Source organism: Pseudomonas sp. FH1 (assembly GCF_000510895.2).
GTDB classification, from domain to species: Bacteria; Pseudomonadota; Gammaproteobacteria; order Pseudomonadales; family Pseudomonadaceae; genus Aquipseudomonas; species Aquipseudomonas azotoformans_A.
In genome coordinates this window covers 36429-51677 of sequence record NZ_AOHM01000088.1, presented here as the reverse complement: position 1 = coordinate 51677, position 15249 = coordinate 36429, and the positions used below count along the sequence as shown (strand labels likewise).

19 protein-coding genes are annotated in these 15249 nt (G+C 59.0%); 9 read left to right on the top strand and 10 right to left on the bottom strand.

Going from position 1 to position 15249, the window contains the following annotated elements; all coding sequences use genetic code 11:
• Nucleotides 1-6 precede the first annotated feature (6 nt).
• Nucleotides 7-648, top strand: coding sequence for a pyroglutamyl-peptidase I (gene pcp / locus H096_RS23500; protein ID WP_033901739.1), 642 nt, complete (start codon nucleotides 7-9; stop codon nucleotides 646-648).
• Between the two features lie 15 nt (nucleotides 649-663).
• On the opposite strand, the gene H096_RS23495 is transcribed toward pcp, so the two are convergent.
• The 5 genes from H096_RS23495 to H096_RS23475 all read right to left on the bottom strand — a co-directional run bounded on the left by H096_RS23495 (nucleotide 664) and on the right by H096_RS23475 (nucleotide 4252).
• A complete protein-coding gene (locus H096_RS23495) occupies nucleotides 664-888 on the bottom strand; it encodes a hypothetical protein (protein WP_033901738.1) in 225 nt (74 codons plus the stop codon).
• Nucleotides 889-1013: 125 nt separating this feature from the next.
• Complete coding sequence (locus H096_RS23490; protein ID WP_033901737.1) at nucleotides 1014-2414, bottom strand: heavy metal sensor histidine kinase; 1401 nt, start codon at nucleotides 2412-2414, stop codon at nucleotides 1014-1016.
• A complete protein-coding gene (locus H096_RS23485) occupies nucleotides 2411-3082 on the bottom strand; it encodes a heavy metal response regulator transcription factor (protein ID WP_033901736.1) in 672 nt (223 codons plus the stop codon). The genes H096_RS23490 and H096_RS23485 overlap by 4 nt, the downstream gene beginning before the upstream one ends.
• Nucleotides 3083-3124: 42 nt before the next feature.
• Nucleotides 3125-3370, bottom strand: a complete 246-nt coding sequence (locus tag H096_RS23480) for a DUF2790 domain-containing protein (protein ID WP_033901735.1) — start codon at nucleotides 3368-3370, stop codon at nucleotides 3125-3127.
• A 111-nt stretch (nucleotides 3371-3481) separates the two neighbouring features.
• The gene (locus tag H096_RS23475; protein ID WP_033901734.1) at nucleotides 3482-4252 is read right to left on the bottom strand and encodes an alpha/beta hydrolase; all 771 of its coding nucleotides are present in this window, start codon (nucleotides 4250-4252) and stop codon (nucleotides 3482-3484) included.
• 207 nt (nucleotides 4253-4459) lie between these two features.
• On the opposite strand from H096_RS23475, the gene H096_RS23470 reads away from it, so the two are divergent.
• Nucleotides 4460-5137 (top strand): HAD family hydrolase, encoded by a 678-nt coding sequence (locus tag H096_RS23470; RefSeq protein WP_033901732.1) that lies wholly within the window; start codon nucleotides 4460-4462, stop codon nucleotides 5135-5137.
• Nucleotides 5138-5224: 87 nt separating this feature from the next.
• Here the strand turns inward: H096_RS23470 and H096_RS23465 are convergent, their stop codons facing one another.
• Both H096_RS23465 and csrA read right to left on the bottom strand, forming a co-directional pair.
• On the bottom strand, nucleotides 5225-5464 hold the full coding sequence (locus tag H096_RS23465; protein ID WP_033901731.1) for a hypothetical protein: 240 nt from the start codon (nucleotides 5462-5464) through the stop codon (nucleotides 5225-5227).
• Nucleotides 5465-5675: 211 nt separating this feature from the next.
• Nucleotides 5676-5870, bottom strand: a complete 195-nt coding sequence (gene csrA, locus H096_RS23460) for a carbon storage regulator CsrA (RefSeq protein WP_003192511.1) — start codon at nucleotides 5868-5870, stop codon at nucleotides 5676-5678.
• A 262-nt stretch (nucleotides 5871-6132) separates the two neighbouring features.
• Between csrA and H096_RS23455 the strand changes: the two genes are divergently transcribed.
• A complete protein-coding gene (locus H096_RS23455) occupies nucleotides 6133-6498 on the top strand; it encodes a hypothetical protein (protein ID WP_033901730.1) in 366 nt (121 codons plus the stop codon).
• 30 nt (nucleotides 6499-6528) lie between these two features.
• Here H096_RS23455 and H096_RS23450 read toward each other — a convergent pair whose 3' ends face one another.
• The 3 genes from H096_RS23450 to H096_RS23440 all read right to left on the bottom strand — a co-directional run bounded on the left by H096_RS23450 (nucleotide 6529) and on the right by H096_RS23440 (nucleotide 8748).
• The gene (locus H096_RS23450; RefSeq protein ID WP_033901729.1) at nucleotides 6529-7218 is read right to left on the bottom strand and encodes an endonuclease I family protein; all 690 of its coding nucleotides are present in this window, start codon (nucleotides 7216-7218) and stop codon (nucleotides 6529-6531) included.
• 4 nt (nucleotides 7219-7222) lie between these two features.
• The gene (locus H096_RS23445) at nucleotides 7223-7474 is read right to left on the bottom strand and encodes a DUF1654 domain-containing protein (protein ID WP_033901728.1); all 252 of its coding nucleotides are present in this window, start codon (nucleotides 7472-7474) and stop codon (nucleotides 7223-7225) included.
• Nucleotides 7475-7659: 185 nt separating this feature from the next.
• On the bottom strand, nucleotides 7660-8748 hold the full coding sequence (locus tag H096_RS23440; protein WP_033901727.1) for an asparaginase: 1089 nt from the start codon (nucleotides 8746-8748) through the stop codon (nucleotides 7660-7662).
• Nucleotides 8749-9302: 554 nt separating this feature from the next.
• On the opposite strand from H096_RS23440, the gene H096_RS23435 reads away from it, so the two are divergent.
• Genes H096_RS23435 through rbsD form a run of 6 tightly spaced genes read left to right on the top strand, consistent with a single transcriptional unit; the run spans nucleotide 9303 to nucleotide 15242 of the window.
• On the top strand, nucleotides 9303-10289 hold the full coding sequence (locus H096_RS23435; protein ID WP_033901725.1) for a sugar ABC transporter substrate-binding protein: 987 nt from the start codon (nucleotides 9303-9305) through the stop codon (nucleotides 10287-10289).
• Nucleotides 10290-10346: 57 nt separating this feature from the next.
• Complete coding sequence (locus H096_RS23430; RefSeq protein ID WP_033901724.1) at nucleotides 10347-11900, top strand: sugar ABC transporter ATP-binding protein; 1554 nt, start codon at nucleotides 10347-10349, stop codon at nucleotides 11898-11900.
• Nucleotides 11897-12874, top strand: a complete 978-nt coding sequence (locus H096_RS23425) for an ABC transporter permease (protein WP_010209107.1) — start codon at nucleotides 11897-11899, stop codon at nucleotides 12872-12874. Before H096_RS23430 ends, H096_RS23425 begins: the two co-directional genes overlap by 4 nt.
• Before the next feature lie 3 nt (nucleotides 12875-12877).
• The gene (locus tag H096_RS23420; RefSeq protein ID WP_016978154.1) at nucleotides 12878-13900 is read left to right on the top strand and encodes a LacI family DNA-binding transcriptional regulator; all 1023 of its coding nucleotides are present in this window, start codon (nucleotides 12878-12880) and stop codon (nucleotides 13898-13900) included.
• A gap of 23 nt (nucleotides 13901-13923) precedes the next feature.
• Nucleotides 13924-14841, top strand: a complete 918-nt coding sequence (rbsK, locus tag H096_RS23415) for a ribokinase (RefSeq protein WP_033901723.1) — start codon at nucleotides 13924-13926, stop codon at nucleotides 14839-14841.
• Nucleotides 14838-15242 carry a D-ribose pyranase gene (rbsD, locus tag H096_RS23410; protein WP_016978152.1) on the top strand — a complete coding sequence of 135 codons (405 nt, stop codon included), beginning with the start codon at nucleotides 14838-14840 and terminating at the stop codon, nucleotides 15240-15242. The genes rbsK and rbsD overlap by 4 nt, the downstream gene beginning before the upstream one ends.
• Nucleotides 15243-15249: the final 7 nt, after the last annotated feature.

The following is a 15249-nucleotide window of genomic DNA, read 5'->3' as shown; positions in this document are numbered from 1 at the left end:
GCCAGGATGCAAACCGTATTGCTGACGGGCTTTGAGCCCTTTGATAAAGACTTGGTTAATCCGTCCTGGGAGGCCGTGCGCCTATTGGACGGCGTGCAACTGGAGGCCGGTGTGCAGATTGTTGCCCGTCAATTGCCTTGCGCATTTGCCACTGCGGGTGAGTGCCTGACCCGGCTTGTCGACGAATTGCACCCGGCGATGGTGATCGCTACAGGGCTGGGGCCGGGTCGTAGCGATATCTCCATCGAGCGGGTGGCGATCAATGTCAACGATGCGCGTATCCCCGATAACCTGGGCGAGCAGCCTGTCGATACGGCGGTCATCGTTGATGGCCCAGCTGCCTACTTCACGACGCTGCCGATCAAGGCAATGGTCAAGGCCGTGCGTGAAGCGGGAGTCGCGGCCTCCGTTTCGCAGACGGCGGGGACCTTTGTGTGTAACCAGGTGTTTTATCTATTGCAGCATGCTCTCGCCGGGTCGCAAGTGCGCAGTGGTTTCATTCATGTACCTTTTCTGCCGGAGCAGGTGACGGGATCGCAGCGGCCTTCAATGGAGCTGGGTAAAATGGTCACGGGATTGCAGGCAGCTTTACTGACGGCGTGGCAAACACCTGTGGATGTAGCGGAAGTGGGTGGGCAGGTCAGCTGACCTGCCCCACGAGCCTCACATTGCAAACAATCGGGTGAGCCCGAAGGTAATGGCGCAGGCCAGGCCTGTCATTGCAAATGCGGTCGCCACATACCACTTGATAAGATTGAGTTCAGTGGTTGCCAGGTCTGCCTTGGAAGCGAAGTGCTTATCCATGGCGTCTGCCTTGCTCGAAACGGTGATCAGCTTCTCGTTCATTTCAGCCAGCCCCTTTTCCAGTAAACCTAATCGTAGTTCCATTCCCGAATCTCCCTTGTTTTTACCGTTGCCGGCTCTACCTTGAGCCCGTTGGGAGCAAGAGTAGTGTGGCTTTCGTCCAGCGTTAAGGGACAAATCTTTGCAAAATAACACCGGGGGGCGGCTGTTCAGTCTTCCCGTTTCGGAAAGAACAAATCAAAACACGTCACCCCTGCCTCACTGCTCACGCTGTATTGCCCGTTATGCAACTGCATGATGGTCGCCACAATCGACAAGCCCAGCCCGTTGGATTGCGCTGACCGTTCTCGTGATTCATCCACCCGGTAAAAACGTTCGAACAGTCGCGGCAGATGCTCGGCAGCGATGGTCTCGCCGTGGTTGCTGACGCTCAGATGAATGCCGTCGTTATTGGGAGTCGCCTGTATCACCAGCTCAGTGCTCGGCGCCCCATATTTGATGGCGTTGGCACACAGGTTCGCCAGGGCCCTGCGCAATAACATCGGCTCCGCCCAGATCACCCCGTCACCTTCAGCGCGAATGCTGATATCCCTATCCGCCGCCAAGCCTTCGAAGTACTCGGCGATGCGCTCCACTTCATCTGCAGCATTGAGTTCCTGGCGCTGGCGCAGGGCGCTGGCCGGATCGGTGCGGGCCAGGAACAGCATGTTGTCGAGCATGCGTGCCAGTCTTTCAAGCTCTTCGACATTGGAGGCCAGCAACTGCTGGTAGCTCTCGATGCTGCGGTGTTGTTGCAGGGCGACCTGGGTTTCTCCCAGCAGGTTGTTGATGGGCGTGCGCAGTTCGTGGGCCATGTCGGTAGACACTTGGCCCAGTTGGACAAAGCCTTTGGCCAGCCGCTCCAGCATGGTGTTGAACGAATCAATCATCGGTAGCAGTTCTTTTGGTGCGCCGTGGCTGTCGAGGCGTTCGGCGAGATTGCCGACGCCTATGCCTTGGGCGTGTCGGGCCAGGCGACGTAACGGTACAAGTCCACGATGCACCAGCAGATAACCGACCACCGCCAGAATGATTGCAGCGATGCTCGCCAGGACATAGACGCTCAAACGATAGCTGGCCAGCACTGCGGTGCGCTCGGTCATCAGGCGTCCGGTGGTGACTTGCAGGCTGCCCAGATCGCCGGAGTCGATGGACGCGGCCACGGTCGCGAAGGGTGCGCCGTTAATGCTAGGGAAATGGTGCACGTCAGCAAACGTCAACTCGTGATTTTTGGGCACTGGGGGGATGGCAGGCAGATCGATATTGCCGGGATTGACCGTCAACAAGGGTTGTTGCCCAGGCGCGGCGATGCTCAGTACCGATTCGCGGTTGCCCAGCATGTTCTGGAACAGTTCCGGCTTGGTCTTGATCAGGTCCAGGGTATTGCTGTCATTGAGCAGGTTGCGCAATTGGTCGATGCGGTAGATCAAGGCCGCGTCGTCGCGCATGATCAGCTCGCGCTCTAGTTCGCGGTACAGCGCCACACCCAGGGTAGCCAGCAAGGCGAAGGCAAGCAGGGCGAAGATCAGCGCCAGACGCAGCGTCAGGGAATAATGACGATGTTTGTTCATGGCTGGGTATCGAAGCGGTAGCCGATGCCGCGCACGCTGTGGATCAGCTTGAGCTGGAACGGATCGTCGATTTTCAAGCGCAGGCGCCGCACGGCGACGTCTACCACATTGGTGTCGCTGTCAAAATTCATGTCCCACACCCGCGATGCGATCATCGAACGGGACAGCACCTGGTCCTGGTGTGTTGCGAACAGGTGCAGCAGGGCGAACTCTTTATTGGTCAGGGTAATGCGCGTGCCGGCGCGGGTAACGCGACGCTTCAGCACGTCGATCTGCAGGTCGGCGATTTGTAGTTGTTCCTCGTCCCGGCTCGGGCCACGGCGGGTCAGGGTGCGCAAGCGTGCTACCAGTTCGGCGAAGGAAAACGGCTTGATCAGGTAATCGTCGGCGCCCAGTTCCAGGCCCTTGATGCGGTCAGCAATGTCATCGCGGGCCGTCAGAAAAAGTACCGGTGTGTCGGCTTCCTTGCGCAGGCGGCGTAGCACTTCCCAGCCGTCCATTTTTGGCATCATCACATCCAGCACGATCACGTCGAACGGCGTTTCCAGGGCCTGATGCAAACCGTCCACGCCGTCGCGGGCGAGGCTGACGGAATAGCCCAGTTCCTGCAGGCCATTGAGCAGGTAATTGCCGGCCTTGGGTTCGTCTTCGACTACGAGGATGTTCATGGGAAATGCCCTGTCTCAATGCGTGGCGCAAGTGTAGCCCGATCAATTGTCACTGGCGCAACCGATGCCCTGCACCTGATAGTCCAACACGTGTTCGCGGCCTTGGCTGTCGAGGTAGTTGAGGCGTGCGGGGACGATGCCGCATTGGCCATAGGTGTCAGTGCTCGACAATACTTTGGCGACGTCCAGATGGACGAAAAAGCCGGTTTTGTCGTGGATGACGGGTTCGGCTGCAAGCACGGAACCGGTAGCGAGCAAAGCGGCAAAGCCGAGGATAAACAGTTTCATGGCGGTATCTCTCTTAAAGGGTTGGCGGCCAGGTCATGGCAGTGACTTCACAGTAACCAGGGGCCCCGAACAGCCAACCAACAGGATGATGACAAGTTTGTAATGCAAGGCTTAGGGCTGGCGGCCCGAGGCTTCGAGGATCAGGTCGGTGATTTCCTTGGCGTGGGACACCAGTGACAAGTGGCTCGATGGCAGCTCGACAGTGGTGGCATTCATGCGCTTGGCGAGAAAGCGCTCAAGGTCTGGGTTGATGGTCTGGTCATTTGCGGACACCGCGTACCAAGACGGCTTGGTATGCCAGGCCGCATTGACAGTGCGGCCGCTGAACAGGGCCTTTGTGATGGGTTGCTGCACGGCGTACAGCTCCATGGCCTTCGCGTGCGGCACATCGGTGGCGAAATACTTGAGGAAGGCGTCCTGGCTCAGGGTGAGGTAGCCGTCGTGATCTTCGACACCGGCGCGCACCGGCATGGTCGGATACTTGGCTGAGAGCGCGACGAAGTCTTCGTTGGCATCTGGAGCCCGGGCGGCCACGTAGACCAGTGAACTGACTTTCGGGTTGGCTCCGGCGTCGCTGACCACGGTGCCGGCGTAGGAATGGCCGACCAACACGGTAGGGCCGTCTTGTTGATCCAGTACACGGTTGGTGGCGGCGACATCGTCGGCCACCGAGGTCAGCGGGTTCTGCACGGCAGTGACGTGCAGCCCGGCGGCCTGGAGGCGGGTAATCACCTCGGACCAGCTCGACCCGTCAGCCCAGGAGCCATGTACCAGCACCACGTTATTGGCTTTGACCGGCGCGACGGTGCCGGCCATGGCAGTGCCGGTGCCCAGCATCAGCAGGCTGGCGGCGACCAGGCAGAGTTTGCTTGCAGGTTTCATGGGTGGACCCTTTTCATCAGTAGGAAGTGGCGTCATCCGATGTGGGTGACTGACGACTCCACTGTATGAAGTGAGGGTGCTGGCAAGACTTACAGCTTGATTACAAACCTGTAATGCAATCCAGGCTCCTAGCGTTTACAAGCAGCGAGGTGATCCGTAGATTGCATCGGGCCTGTCATTTGTTACCACCCAAGAGGAAGCCACGCAGTGTCCAACCGAGGTTCAGCCGTGTTCAACCGCCGTTACCGTGCCTTTCTGTTTGATATGGATGGGACGTTGCTCAACTCCATTGCTGCCGCGGAGCGCGTGTGGAGCATCTGGGCGCAGCGCCATGGTTTGGATGTGCCAGCGTTCTTGAAGACCATCCACGGTGCCCGTGCAATCGACACCATCACGCGCCAGGCACTGCCTGGCATCGATCCTGAGGCCGAAGCGCAGTGGATCACCGAGGCAGAAATCAATGATGTAGAGGGCGTTGTCGCGATCCCCGGGGCCGTCACGTTCCTGAGTAGCCTGCCGGGCGATCAATGGGCGCTGGTCACCTCGGCACCCAGGGAGCTTGCGTTGCGTCGCCTGCAAGCGGCGGGCATCGCACCGCCAGCGGTGATGGTCACGGCCGAAGATGTTGCCGTCGGCAAGCCAAACCCCGCCTGCTACGTGCTGGGGGCGCAACGCCTGGGCGTACCGGTAGAGGATTGCCTGGTGTTTGAAGATGCGACGGTCGGCATTCGCGCAGGAGAGGCGGCAGGGATGGATGTGATGGTCGTGACGTCAACGCATCACACGGTCATGCTTACCGAGCATCCTTCGATTGATGGGTATGAACAGCTAAAGGCACGGCGTGACACGGACGGTTTGTTGCACGTACAGCGTGCGACAGTGTGATGCTGATGCACTGCGATCATGGCCCCTACACATCGGTTGTATTGTGGTGCTTCCAATGCCGGCGATCAGATAACGAACAGCGCGACATCAGCGTGTGGCTTGCCGGCACAGCCTACGCTGCACGGCTTTCTGGATGGGTTTGAGGCAGAACAGGAACAGGTAGCCACTGAGCAACAGCGCCAGGTCCAGCCAGGAGTGGTCATCGGCGGAATTGGCACCTTCGATTACGTATCTCAAGCCATAGGCCAGCCCCACGAAGATCAACCCTATCAATAGGGCGATCACCCAGGCCTTGTAGGCAAAAGGTGGTGCGGTTGTAGGCCTCATCGACGTGCTCCTGAATGCACACGGATGGCTGAGTGTCAGTCAGGAGATTCGGCCGTGAATGAAACAACAAGTTCCAGGCGTGATGACAGTTTCATCTTTCCATGAAGATGAACGCATGGGCGGCGTCAGTCACGCAACAACGATCAGAGCAGTCCGAAAGAGTTTTCGCCAGCCGTTACAGTGAACGAAAAGGCTGGCTACTGAGGGCGCTTCAAGGTGTCTGGTTTTTGTCCGGAGCAGTCAGGCCGGCCTGGATGCGCTGGTAGATCTCCTCGCGATGCACGGCAACATCCTTAGGTGCGTTGATGCCGATTCGTACTTGCTGGCCGCTTACGCCCAGGATGGTGATCGTGATGTCATCACCGATGTTTATGCTTTCACCAACTTTGCGGGTGAGTATAAGCATGGACTTCTCCTTGATTACTTTTAAGGACACATGTTTCAGACAGGGCAGGTGTCGGATGTGTGTAGCTTACTGCTAAGCGCTTCCCTGTGACTGCCTCTTTTAGGACGCATAGAGGCGACATTAATTCCCATGGCGGCATCATACAGGTCTGCGATACATGATTCGCATTGTTTAAGCCAACGTTTATGACGGCCAGAATAGACAGTGAATGATAAAGTCGCCTCTTTCTCTTCAAAGGAGCAGGGCAGTGCGTAAAGTAGCGATGGCAATTGCGGTGTTGGCATTGGCCGGTTGTGGTGAAGGCAAAAGCGTCGAGGCGCCCAAGCCCAAGCCTGCCGTGACCGAGAGCCAACCCCAGACCGGAGCAATTGCTGCCCAGGAATGGGACGTGTGGGTCGGCCCGCCGGACCACAAGTTGCAGGCAATCACCGACCTCACAGCCTGGCTGCTGGAGCATGGTTTCAATTTTTATATCGTGAAAGTGGATGGCAAGGACGAAGTCCTGCTGGGGCCGTTCGCAACCAAGGCGGAAGCCGAGGCCAAGCAGACCCTGCTTAACGAGAAAATGGCTCGCGCCAAGAAAACCGACACTGTGTCAGAAATCATTGAGCACAACGCCGCCCAGTAAAGGCAGAGTGGGCGGGCGCCCCGCCCACATTCAACCGCAGGCTTTCAGGTTCACCGGGCCGACAAACTCATTGCCGCGCCCCATCACACACGCCACGGTCTGGTTGCGTTGACGCTCCCAGGTTTGCACCGGGTAGGTCTTGTTCCAGGCTTCGTACAGTTGGCGGTCCTGTTTTGACAGGCGCAAGCCGTACTGCTTGCTCATGTAGAAATACGTGCGTGCGATCATGCCCCGGATGGACGGACGCGGCATGACCTTCTTGGCCTTGAAGTCCACCTGGGTCAGGCAAGAGCCGTACTGCCCGCTTTGCACCGGCAACCAACCAAAACTGAAGTTATTGCGGTCGCCATTGACCTCGCCAATGCTTGGCACCAGGTTGTGCAAGTCGGCTTCGGCGCGCTTGAACACGTCGTCATGGCGTGTGCAGTTCTTACGCCCTCCCTCTTGCCAGCACTGGCGTTGATGGCCGATCTGCCACGCTGGAACGATGTGTTCCCATTCAATGCGTGCGGCGCGGTTGGCATTTTTGCGTGGAATATAGCCGCAAGCTTTCAAATCCACCCGGTTGCCGGTGTACTTGCAGCCGCAATAGAACTCGGTGGATTGTGGGGCGTAGAGCTTCCAGGCGACTTTCTTGGCTTCGCTGAAAGTTCGGGGCGCCTGGGCGTGAGCGGTGACGGCAAAAAACAGGCAACACACCGCGATAAAACGGACACTCATTGAATCAATCTTCCTTCGGCACAACCCAGAAAATCTGCACACCGCCGTCGTCGCGATAAGCGAGGGTGACGTTGTCATTTTCCGCGATTTCTTCCAGCAAACGCGCCCATTCATCTTCAGGTTCGTCCGGCAAACGGAAGATCAAAGCCGCCTTGGCTTTCTGGGCATTGGTCGAATTGATGATCTTTTGCACGCGAACGGCGAGGCGTGCGTAGGCATCGGGCGGGGTTGGCGCTACGGAAGAGGACTTTGCCACGGAGTATTCCTTAATAAGCTGTACGCACATACAGTATTTAACTGTAGGCAATTTCGCAACTGCTTAAATTTCAAGAAGTCCGTCTGACAGCAAATTGAGTAATTTGGTGTAGGGCGAAGGAGTTTTAATCGAGGGGGGAGAGGCAGGAGCGGATAGAACCGCCCCTGCCGAGGTGTTACCGGGAATCAATATTCCCAGAACATCCGTTGCAGCTCTTTGCTGTCCTGGGTCTTGGTCAGGGCAACCATCGCCAGGATGCGGGCTTTCTGTGGGTTCAGGTCGTGTGCAGCCACCCAGTCGTACTTGTCGTCTGGTTGTTCGGCGTTACGCAGAACGAAACCACCGGCATTCACGTGGGAAGAACGGATGATCTGAACGCCTTGCTTGCGCAGTTCCTGCAGGGCAGGGACCACCTTGGAAGACACCGAGCCATTACCGGTGCCGGCATGGATGATGGCTTTCGCGCCAGCTTGGGCCAGGGCTTTGGCCGCAGTGTCGCTCACGTTGCCATAGCCATAGGCGATTTCAACGTCAGGCAGGCTCTTGATGTTTTTGATGTCGAATTCGGAATCCATGGTGTGGCGCTTGGCTGGCAAGCGGAACCAGTAGGATTTGCCTTCAACCACCATGCCCAGCGGGCCCCATGGGCTCTTGAATGCTTCGGTCTTGATATTGATCATCTTGCTGACGTCGCGACCCGACTGGATCTCGTCGTTCATGGTGACCAGCACGCCTTTGCCGCGCGCGTCTTTGCTGCCTGCCACGGCCACGGCGTTGTACAGGTTAAGCATGCCGTCTGCCGACATGGCGGTGCCTGGGCGCATGGAACCGACCACCACGATGGGCTTGTCGGTTTTTTCCACCAGGTTCAGGAAGTAGGCGGTTTCTTCCAGGGTGTCAGTACCGTGGGTGATCACGATGCCGTCCACGTCCTTGCTGTCGGCCAGTTCGGCGACGCGGCGACCCAGTTGCAGCAGGTTTTCATTGTTGATGCTTTCGGACGCAATTTGCATCACTTGCTCGCCGCGCACATTGGCGATCTGGCTAAGCTCAGGAACACCGGCAATCAATTGCTCGATACCGACTTTGGCCGCTTGGTAGGTGGCACTGTTGGCCGCACTGGCGCCAGCGCCGGCAATGGTGCCGCCGGTGGCGAGGATCACCACGTTGGACAGTTTGGTCTTGGATTCAACTTCCTTTGCCTGGGCGGCAGCGGGGAACAGCAGCAGAAGGGCTAACGCGCCCGGAACAAAGTTTTTCAGTGCAGATTTCATTATTTTTCTCTCTGGTTTTTGATGAGTGCTGTAGCAGGTTCATCTAGAACACCCGGGCGGTTCTGAATGCCACGAGGTGATGGGGTAGAGCAGGATCTGTACCAGGCTGATTGTGTTCGATGCTATAAAATAACTTATTGATTTATAACAATTTAATTTGAATTTTGATGGGGCGTGGGTAGGTGGGCGTCCGGCTTTCCGAACATCGGACCTTATTGCGTTCGGTTGTCCGAAAAAGTTGAACGCCGGCCCTTGGGTTTTGCATGAATAATGCGCCATAGCCTGTCGTTTTAGAGAACGACTGGGAGCGTGCGATGTTTAACGGCGCCTTATCGTCAGGTGCGAGGGAGGGCGTGGATGAAAGGCTGTTTTCAACCGTTGACAAATCTCGACAAGGTTCTCATAGTTTGAATAACGCAAACGTTTGCGAGATGTTTCACGGCGTGCTCCCTGAGTGTCGTGACAGCTCGTATCAGCCACCCGGGTGGGAGGGCTGCCGAAGCGATCTTCGGTGCAAGCGTTGCTCACAATAATCATAAGATCGGAGTGAACCCATGAAGCTGCCATTTGCCGGACGTCTTCTTGCTGTCGCTGTGCTTGCTGTCGCTGTGCTTGCTGTCGCTGTGCTTGCTGCCGCATCCGCTGCCCTGCCTCTCTCCTCTGCATTTGCCGATGACGCCGCCAAACCCAAGGTCGGCCTGGTCATGAAATCCCTCGCCAATGAATTCTTCGTCACCATGCAAGACGGTGCCAAGACGTACCAGAAAGAACACTCCGCCGATTTCGACATGATCACCAACGGGATCAAGAACGAAACCGATACCAGCGCGCAGATCGATATCGTCAACCAGATGATCCTCGCCAAGGTCAATGCCATCGTCATCGCACCCGCCGATTCCAAGGCGCTGGTCACCGTGCTGAAGAAGGCTTCGGATGCAGGTATCAAGGTCGTCAACATCGACAACCGCCTGGACCCGGACGTGCTCAAAAGCAAAAACCTCGATATTCCATTCGTAGGCCCGGACAACCGCAAAGGCTCGAAGCTGGTGGGCGACTACCTGGCCAAGCAACTGGCCTCGGGTGACAAGGTCGGCATCATTGAAGGCGTGCCGACGACCACCAACGCCCAGCAACGTACCGCAGGCTACAAGGATGCGATGGACGCTGCCGGCATGAAGATCGTCTCCACCCAATCCGGCAACTGGGAAATCGACCAGGGCCAGAAAGTCGCTTCCGCCATGTTGAGTGAATACCCTGACCTCAAGGCCCTGCTGGCCGGTAACGACAACATGGCCCTGGGTGCTGTTTCCGCCGTACGTGCGGCAGGCAAGGCTGGCAAAGTGCTGGTCGTAGGCTACGACAACATCGAAGCCATCAAGCCGATGCTGCAAGACGGCCGCGTACTCGCGACCGCTGACCAGGCCGCTGCCCAGCAAGCCGTGTTCGGTATCCAGAACGCGCTCAAGCTGGTCAAGGGTGAGAAAGTCGACTCCAAGGACGGCGTGATCGAAACCCCGGTCGAACTCGTCCTCAAGAAGTAATCCTGGCAGTACCCAACAGCGCTCGCTCGTCCTGAGCGGGCGCCTGGAGATTTTCCTATGTCATCTTCCGCCCCGAACGCTGTCCTCTCGGTCAGCGGTATCGGCAAGACCTATGCCCAGCCGGTTCTGTCCGACATCACCCTGACGCTCAATCGCGGGGAAGTGCTGGCGCTGACCGGTGAGAACGGTGCCGGCAAAAGCACCTTGTCGAAAATCATCGGCGGGCTGGTCACGCCGACCACCGGGCATATGCAGTTCAATGGACAGGACTACCGCCCCGGCAGCCGCACCCAGGCCGAAGAGCTGGGCGTGCGCATGGTCATGCAGGAACTCAACCTGCTGCCGACGCTGACCGTCGCCGAAAACCTGTTCCTGGATAACCTGCCCAGCCATTGTGGCTGGATCAGCCGCAAGCAACTGCGCAAGGCTGCGATCGAGGCCATGGCCCAGGTCGGCCTGGATGCCATCGACCCGGATACACTGGTCGGCAGCCTGGGCATTGGCCATCAGCAAATGGTCGAGATCGCCCGTAACCTGATCGGCGACTGCCATGTATTGATCCTCGACGAGCCCACGGCCATGCTCACCGCCCGTGAAGTCGAGATGCTGTTTGAACAAATCACCCGCCTGCAGGCCCGGGGCGTGGCGATCATCTACATTTCACACCGGCTGGAAGAGCTGGCCCGTGTGGCCCAACGCATTGCGGTATTGCGCGACGGCAAGCTGGTCTGTGTCGAGCCCATGGCCAACTACAACAGCGAGCAATTGGTCACCTTGATGGTCGGTCGCGAGCTTGGCGAACACATCGACCTGGGCCCGCGCACCATTGGTGGTCCGGCCTTGACGGTGAAAGGCCTGACCCGCTCGGACAAAGTCCGCGATGTGTCCTTCGAAGTGCGTGCGGGGGAAATCTACGGCATTTCCGGCCTGATCGGTGCCGGTCGTACTGAACTGTTGCGTCTGATCTTCGGCGCCGACCTGGCCGACAGCGGCACCGTGGCGCTTGGCTCGCCGGCCCAGGTGGTGAGCATTCGCTCGCCGGTCGATGCGGTAGGCCACGGCATTGCCCTGATCACCGAGGACCGCAAGGGCGAAGGCTTGCTGCTGACTCAGTCCATCAGCGCCAATATCGCGCTGGGTAACATGCCGGAAATTTCCGGCGGTGGCGTGGTCAACAGCCGCAATGAAACTGCGCTGGCCAAGCGCCAGATCGATGCCATGCGCATCCGCAGTTCCAGCCCGGCGCAGTTGGTGTCCGAGCTGTCCGGTGGTAACCAGCAGAAGGTGGTGATTGGCCGCTGGCTGGAGCGCGATTGCTCGGTGATGCTGTTCGATGAGCCGACCCGTGGCATCGACGTCGGTGCCAAATTCGATATTTATGCCTTGCTGGGCGAATTGACCCGTCAGGGCAAAGCGTTGGTGGTGGTGTCCAGCGACCTGCGCGAACTCATGCTGATCTGCGACCGCATCGGCGTGTTGTCCGCCGGGCGCTTGATCGAGACTTTCGAGCGCGACAACTGGACCCAGGACGAATTGCTCGCCGCCGCCTTTGCCGGCTATCAGAAACGTGATGCGCTGCTCAACGACGCAGTGCTTAGGGATACCCCATGAAAACCACAACTTCCCCCGGCAAGACTGGCGGCAACTTCTACGGCCTGGGTACTTACCTGGGCCTGGCGGGCGCCTTACTGGCGATGATCGCGCTGTTCTCGGTGCTCAGCGACCACTTCCTGTCCTACGACACCTTCAGCACGTTGGCCAACCAGATTCCAGACTTGATGGTGCTGGCGGTGGGCATGACCTTCATCCTCATCATCGGCGGCATCGACCTGTCGGTGGGCTCGGTGCTGGCCCTGGCGGCGTCGGCCGTCAGCGTGGCGATTCTCGGCTGGGGCTGGAGCGTGTTGCCGGCTGCCGTGCTGGGCATGGGTTGCGCGGCGTTGGCGGGCACCATCACCGGTTCGATCACCGTGGCCTGGCGCATTCCGTCATTCATCGTGTCCCTTGGCGTGCTGGAAATGGCCCGTGGCGTGGCGTACCAGATGACCGGTTCGCGCACTGCCTACATCGGTGATTCATTTGCCTGGCTGTCCAACCCGATTGCCTTTGGCATCTCGCCCTCGTTCATCATTGCCTTGCTGGTGATTATCGCCGCGCAGCTTGTATTGACGCGTACCGTGTTTGGTCGTTACCTAATCGGTATCGGCACCAACGAAGAGGCCGTACGCCTGGCGGGGATCAATCCCAAGCCCTACAAGATTCTGGTGTTCAGCCTCATGGGCCTGCTGGCTGGTGTGGCCGCACTGTTCCAGATTTCGCGCCTGGAAGCTGCGGACCCGAATGCGGGCTCCGGCCTGGAGCTGCAAGTGATCGCCGCGGTGGTGATCGGCGGCACCAGCCTGATGGGCGGGCGCGGCTCAGTGATCAGTACCTTTTTTGGTGTGTTGATTATTTCGGTATTGGCCGCCGGCCTGGCGCAGATCGGTGCCACGGAGCCCACGAAGCGCATCATTACCGGTGCCGTGATCGTGATTGCCGTGGTCCTCGATACCTACCGCAGCCAGCGCGCCAGTCGGCGAGGCTGAACCATGGCAACGATCAAGGATGTGGCAGCGCTCGCGGGTATTTCCTACACCACGGTGTCCCATGTGGTGAACAAGACGCGCCCGGTCAGCGAGCCGGTACGCATCAAGGTCGAGGCAGCCATCAAGCAGCTCGACTACGTGCCCAGCGCCGTCGCGCGTTCGCTCAAGGCCAAGACCACAGCCACTATCGGTTTGCTGGTGCCCAACAGCCTCAACCCGTATTTCGCGGAATTGGCCCGGGGTATCGAGGATTACTGTGAGCGTAATGGCTACTGCGTGATTCTTTGCAACTCCGACGACAACGCCGAAAAGCAGCGTAACTATTTGCGCGTGTTGTTGGAAAAGCGCATCGACGGCTTGATCGTGACCTCGGTGGGCGGCGACGACAGCGGTCTTGCCGCCGGCTTGAGCGCGGTGCGTACGCCCATGGTGATCGTCGACCGGGCGTTGGATGGCATTGATGTGGACTTGGTACGTATCGACCACGAGGAGGGCGCCTACCTGGCGACCCGACACTTGCTCGAACTGGGCCACCGAGACATCGCCTGCATCGGCGGTCCGGCCCATACCCGTGTCGCGCAGATGCGTCTGGCGGGGTATCACCGCGCGCTGCGAGAGGCGGGTGTTGACGTAGCGGCCAATCGCACCCAGGAGAGCGACTTCACCAGCACCGGCGGTTATGCCGCCGCCGTGCAGTTGTTGGCGCACAATCCGCCCAGCGCAATTTTTGCCAGCAACGACATGATCGGTTTCGGCGTGTTGCGCGCAGCAGCCGAGCGCAATATCCGCGTGCCGGGCGAGCTGTCAGTGATCGGTTTTGATGACATTCAAATGGGCCGTTACGTCTACCCGGCGTTGACAACGGTCGGGCAGTCGATCGTGCAACTGGGCGAGACGGCGGCCGAGCTGTTACTGCGAAGAATTGCGACACCCCACATGCCGATCGATCAACGCATCGTGACGCCGAGCATTGTATTGCGTGAGTCGACGGCGCCCGTCGCCGGTACATTCGCCCAATACCGCTGAACCGAATTGATGAGTACTGATGTATGCCAGCAAAAGTAGTGGTAGTAGGCAGCTTGAACATGGACCTGGTGACCCGCGCCAGCCGGCTGCCGCGTGCCGGTGAAACGCTCATCGGGCAGACGTTTTCCACCGTGCCTGGCGGGAAGGGCGCGAACCAGGCGGTCGCTTCGGCGCGGCTGGGCGCTGATGTTTCGATGATCGGCTGTGTGGGCACCGACGCCTATGGCACCCAATTGCGTGACGCATTGCTGGTGGAGGGCATTGATTGCCAGGCTGTCAGCACGGTGGAGGGCTCCAGTGGCGTGGCCTTGATCGTGGTGGATGACAGCAGCCAGAACGCGATTGTGATCGTAGCCGGCAGTAACGGCGAACTGACACCTGCCTCGTTGCAGGCGTTTGACGCGGTGCTGCAAGCGGCCGACGTGATCGTCTGCCAACTGGAAGTGCCGATGAATACGGTGGGCTACACCCTCAAGCGCGGCCGTGAGCTGGGCAAGACGGTGATCCTCAATCCAGCTCCGGCCAGCGGTCCATTGCCGGCTGAGTGGTACGCGTCGATCGACTACCTCATTCCCAATGAAAGCGAAGCCACGGCACTGAGCGGCGTGACAGTCGACTCAATTGAAAGCGCCAAGGTGGCGGCGACCCAACTGATCCAGGCCGGAGCCGGTAAAGTGATCATCACCCTGGGATCCCAGGGCGCGCTGTTTACCGACGGCCAGCGCTTCGAGCACTTGCAGGCGCCGAAGGTCAAGGCGGTCGACACCACGGCTGCGGGCGACACCTTCGTCGGCGGTTTCGCCGCGGCACTGGCCAACGGCAAAAGCGAGGCTGAGGCCATCCGCTTTGGCCAGGTCGCGGCGGCACTGTCGGTCACCCGTGCCGGCGCGCAACCCTCTATTCCAACGCTGCACGACGTACAAGGTTTTGTGCCCTCATGAAAAAGACACCTCTGCTTAATATTGCCCTGTCGCGTGTCATCGCTTCGCTGGGGCATGGCGACATTCTGGTGATTGGCGATGCCGGCCTGCCGGTGCCGCCGGGCGTCGAGCTGATTGACCTGGCGTTGACCCAGGGCATCCCGGATTTCATCAGCACCTTGCGTATCGTGCTCAGTGAAATGCAGGTGGAGAGTCATGTGCTGGCCGAAGAAATCCTGCTCAAGCAACCGCCGGCGCTGGCCGAACTCAACACGCTCACAGAGCAGGCCGCCCTCGGTGAGCGGCGCCTGGTCAGCCATGAAGAATTCAAGCAACTCAGCCGCAAGGCGCGCGCCGTGGTGCGCACCGGCGAATGCCAGCCTTACTGCAATATCGCGCTGGTGTCCGGCGTAACGTTCTAGCGTTCTA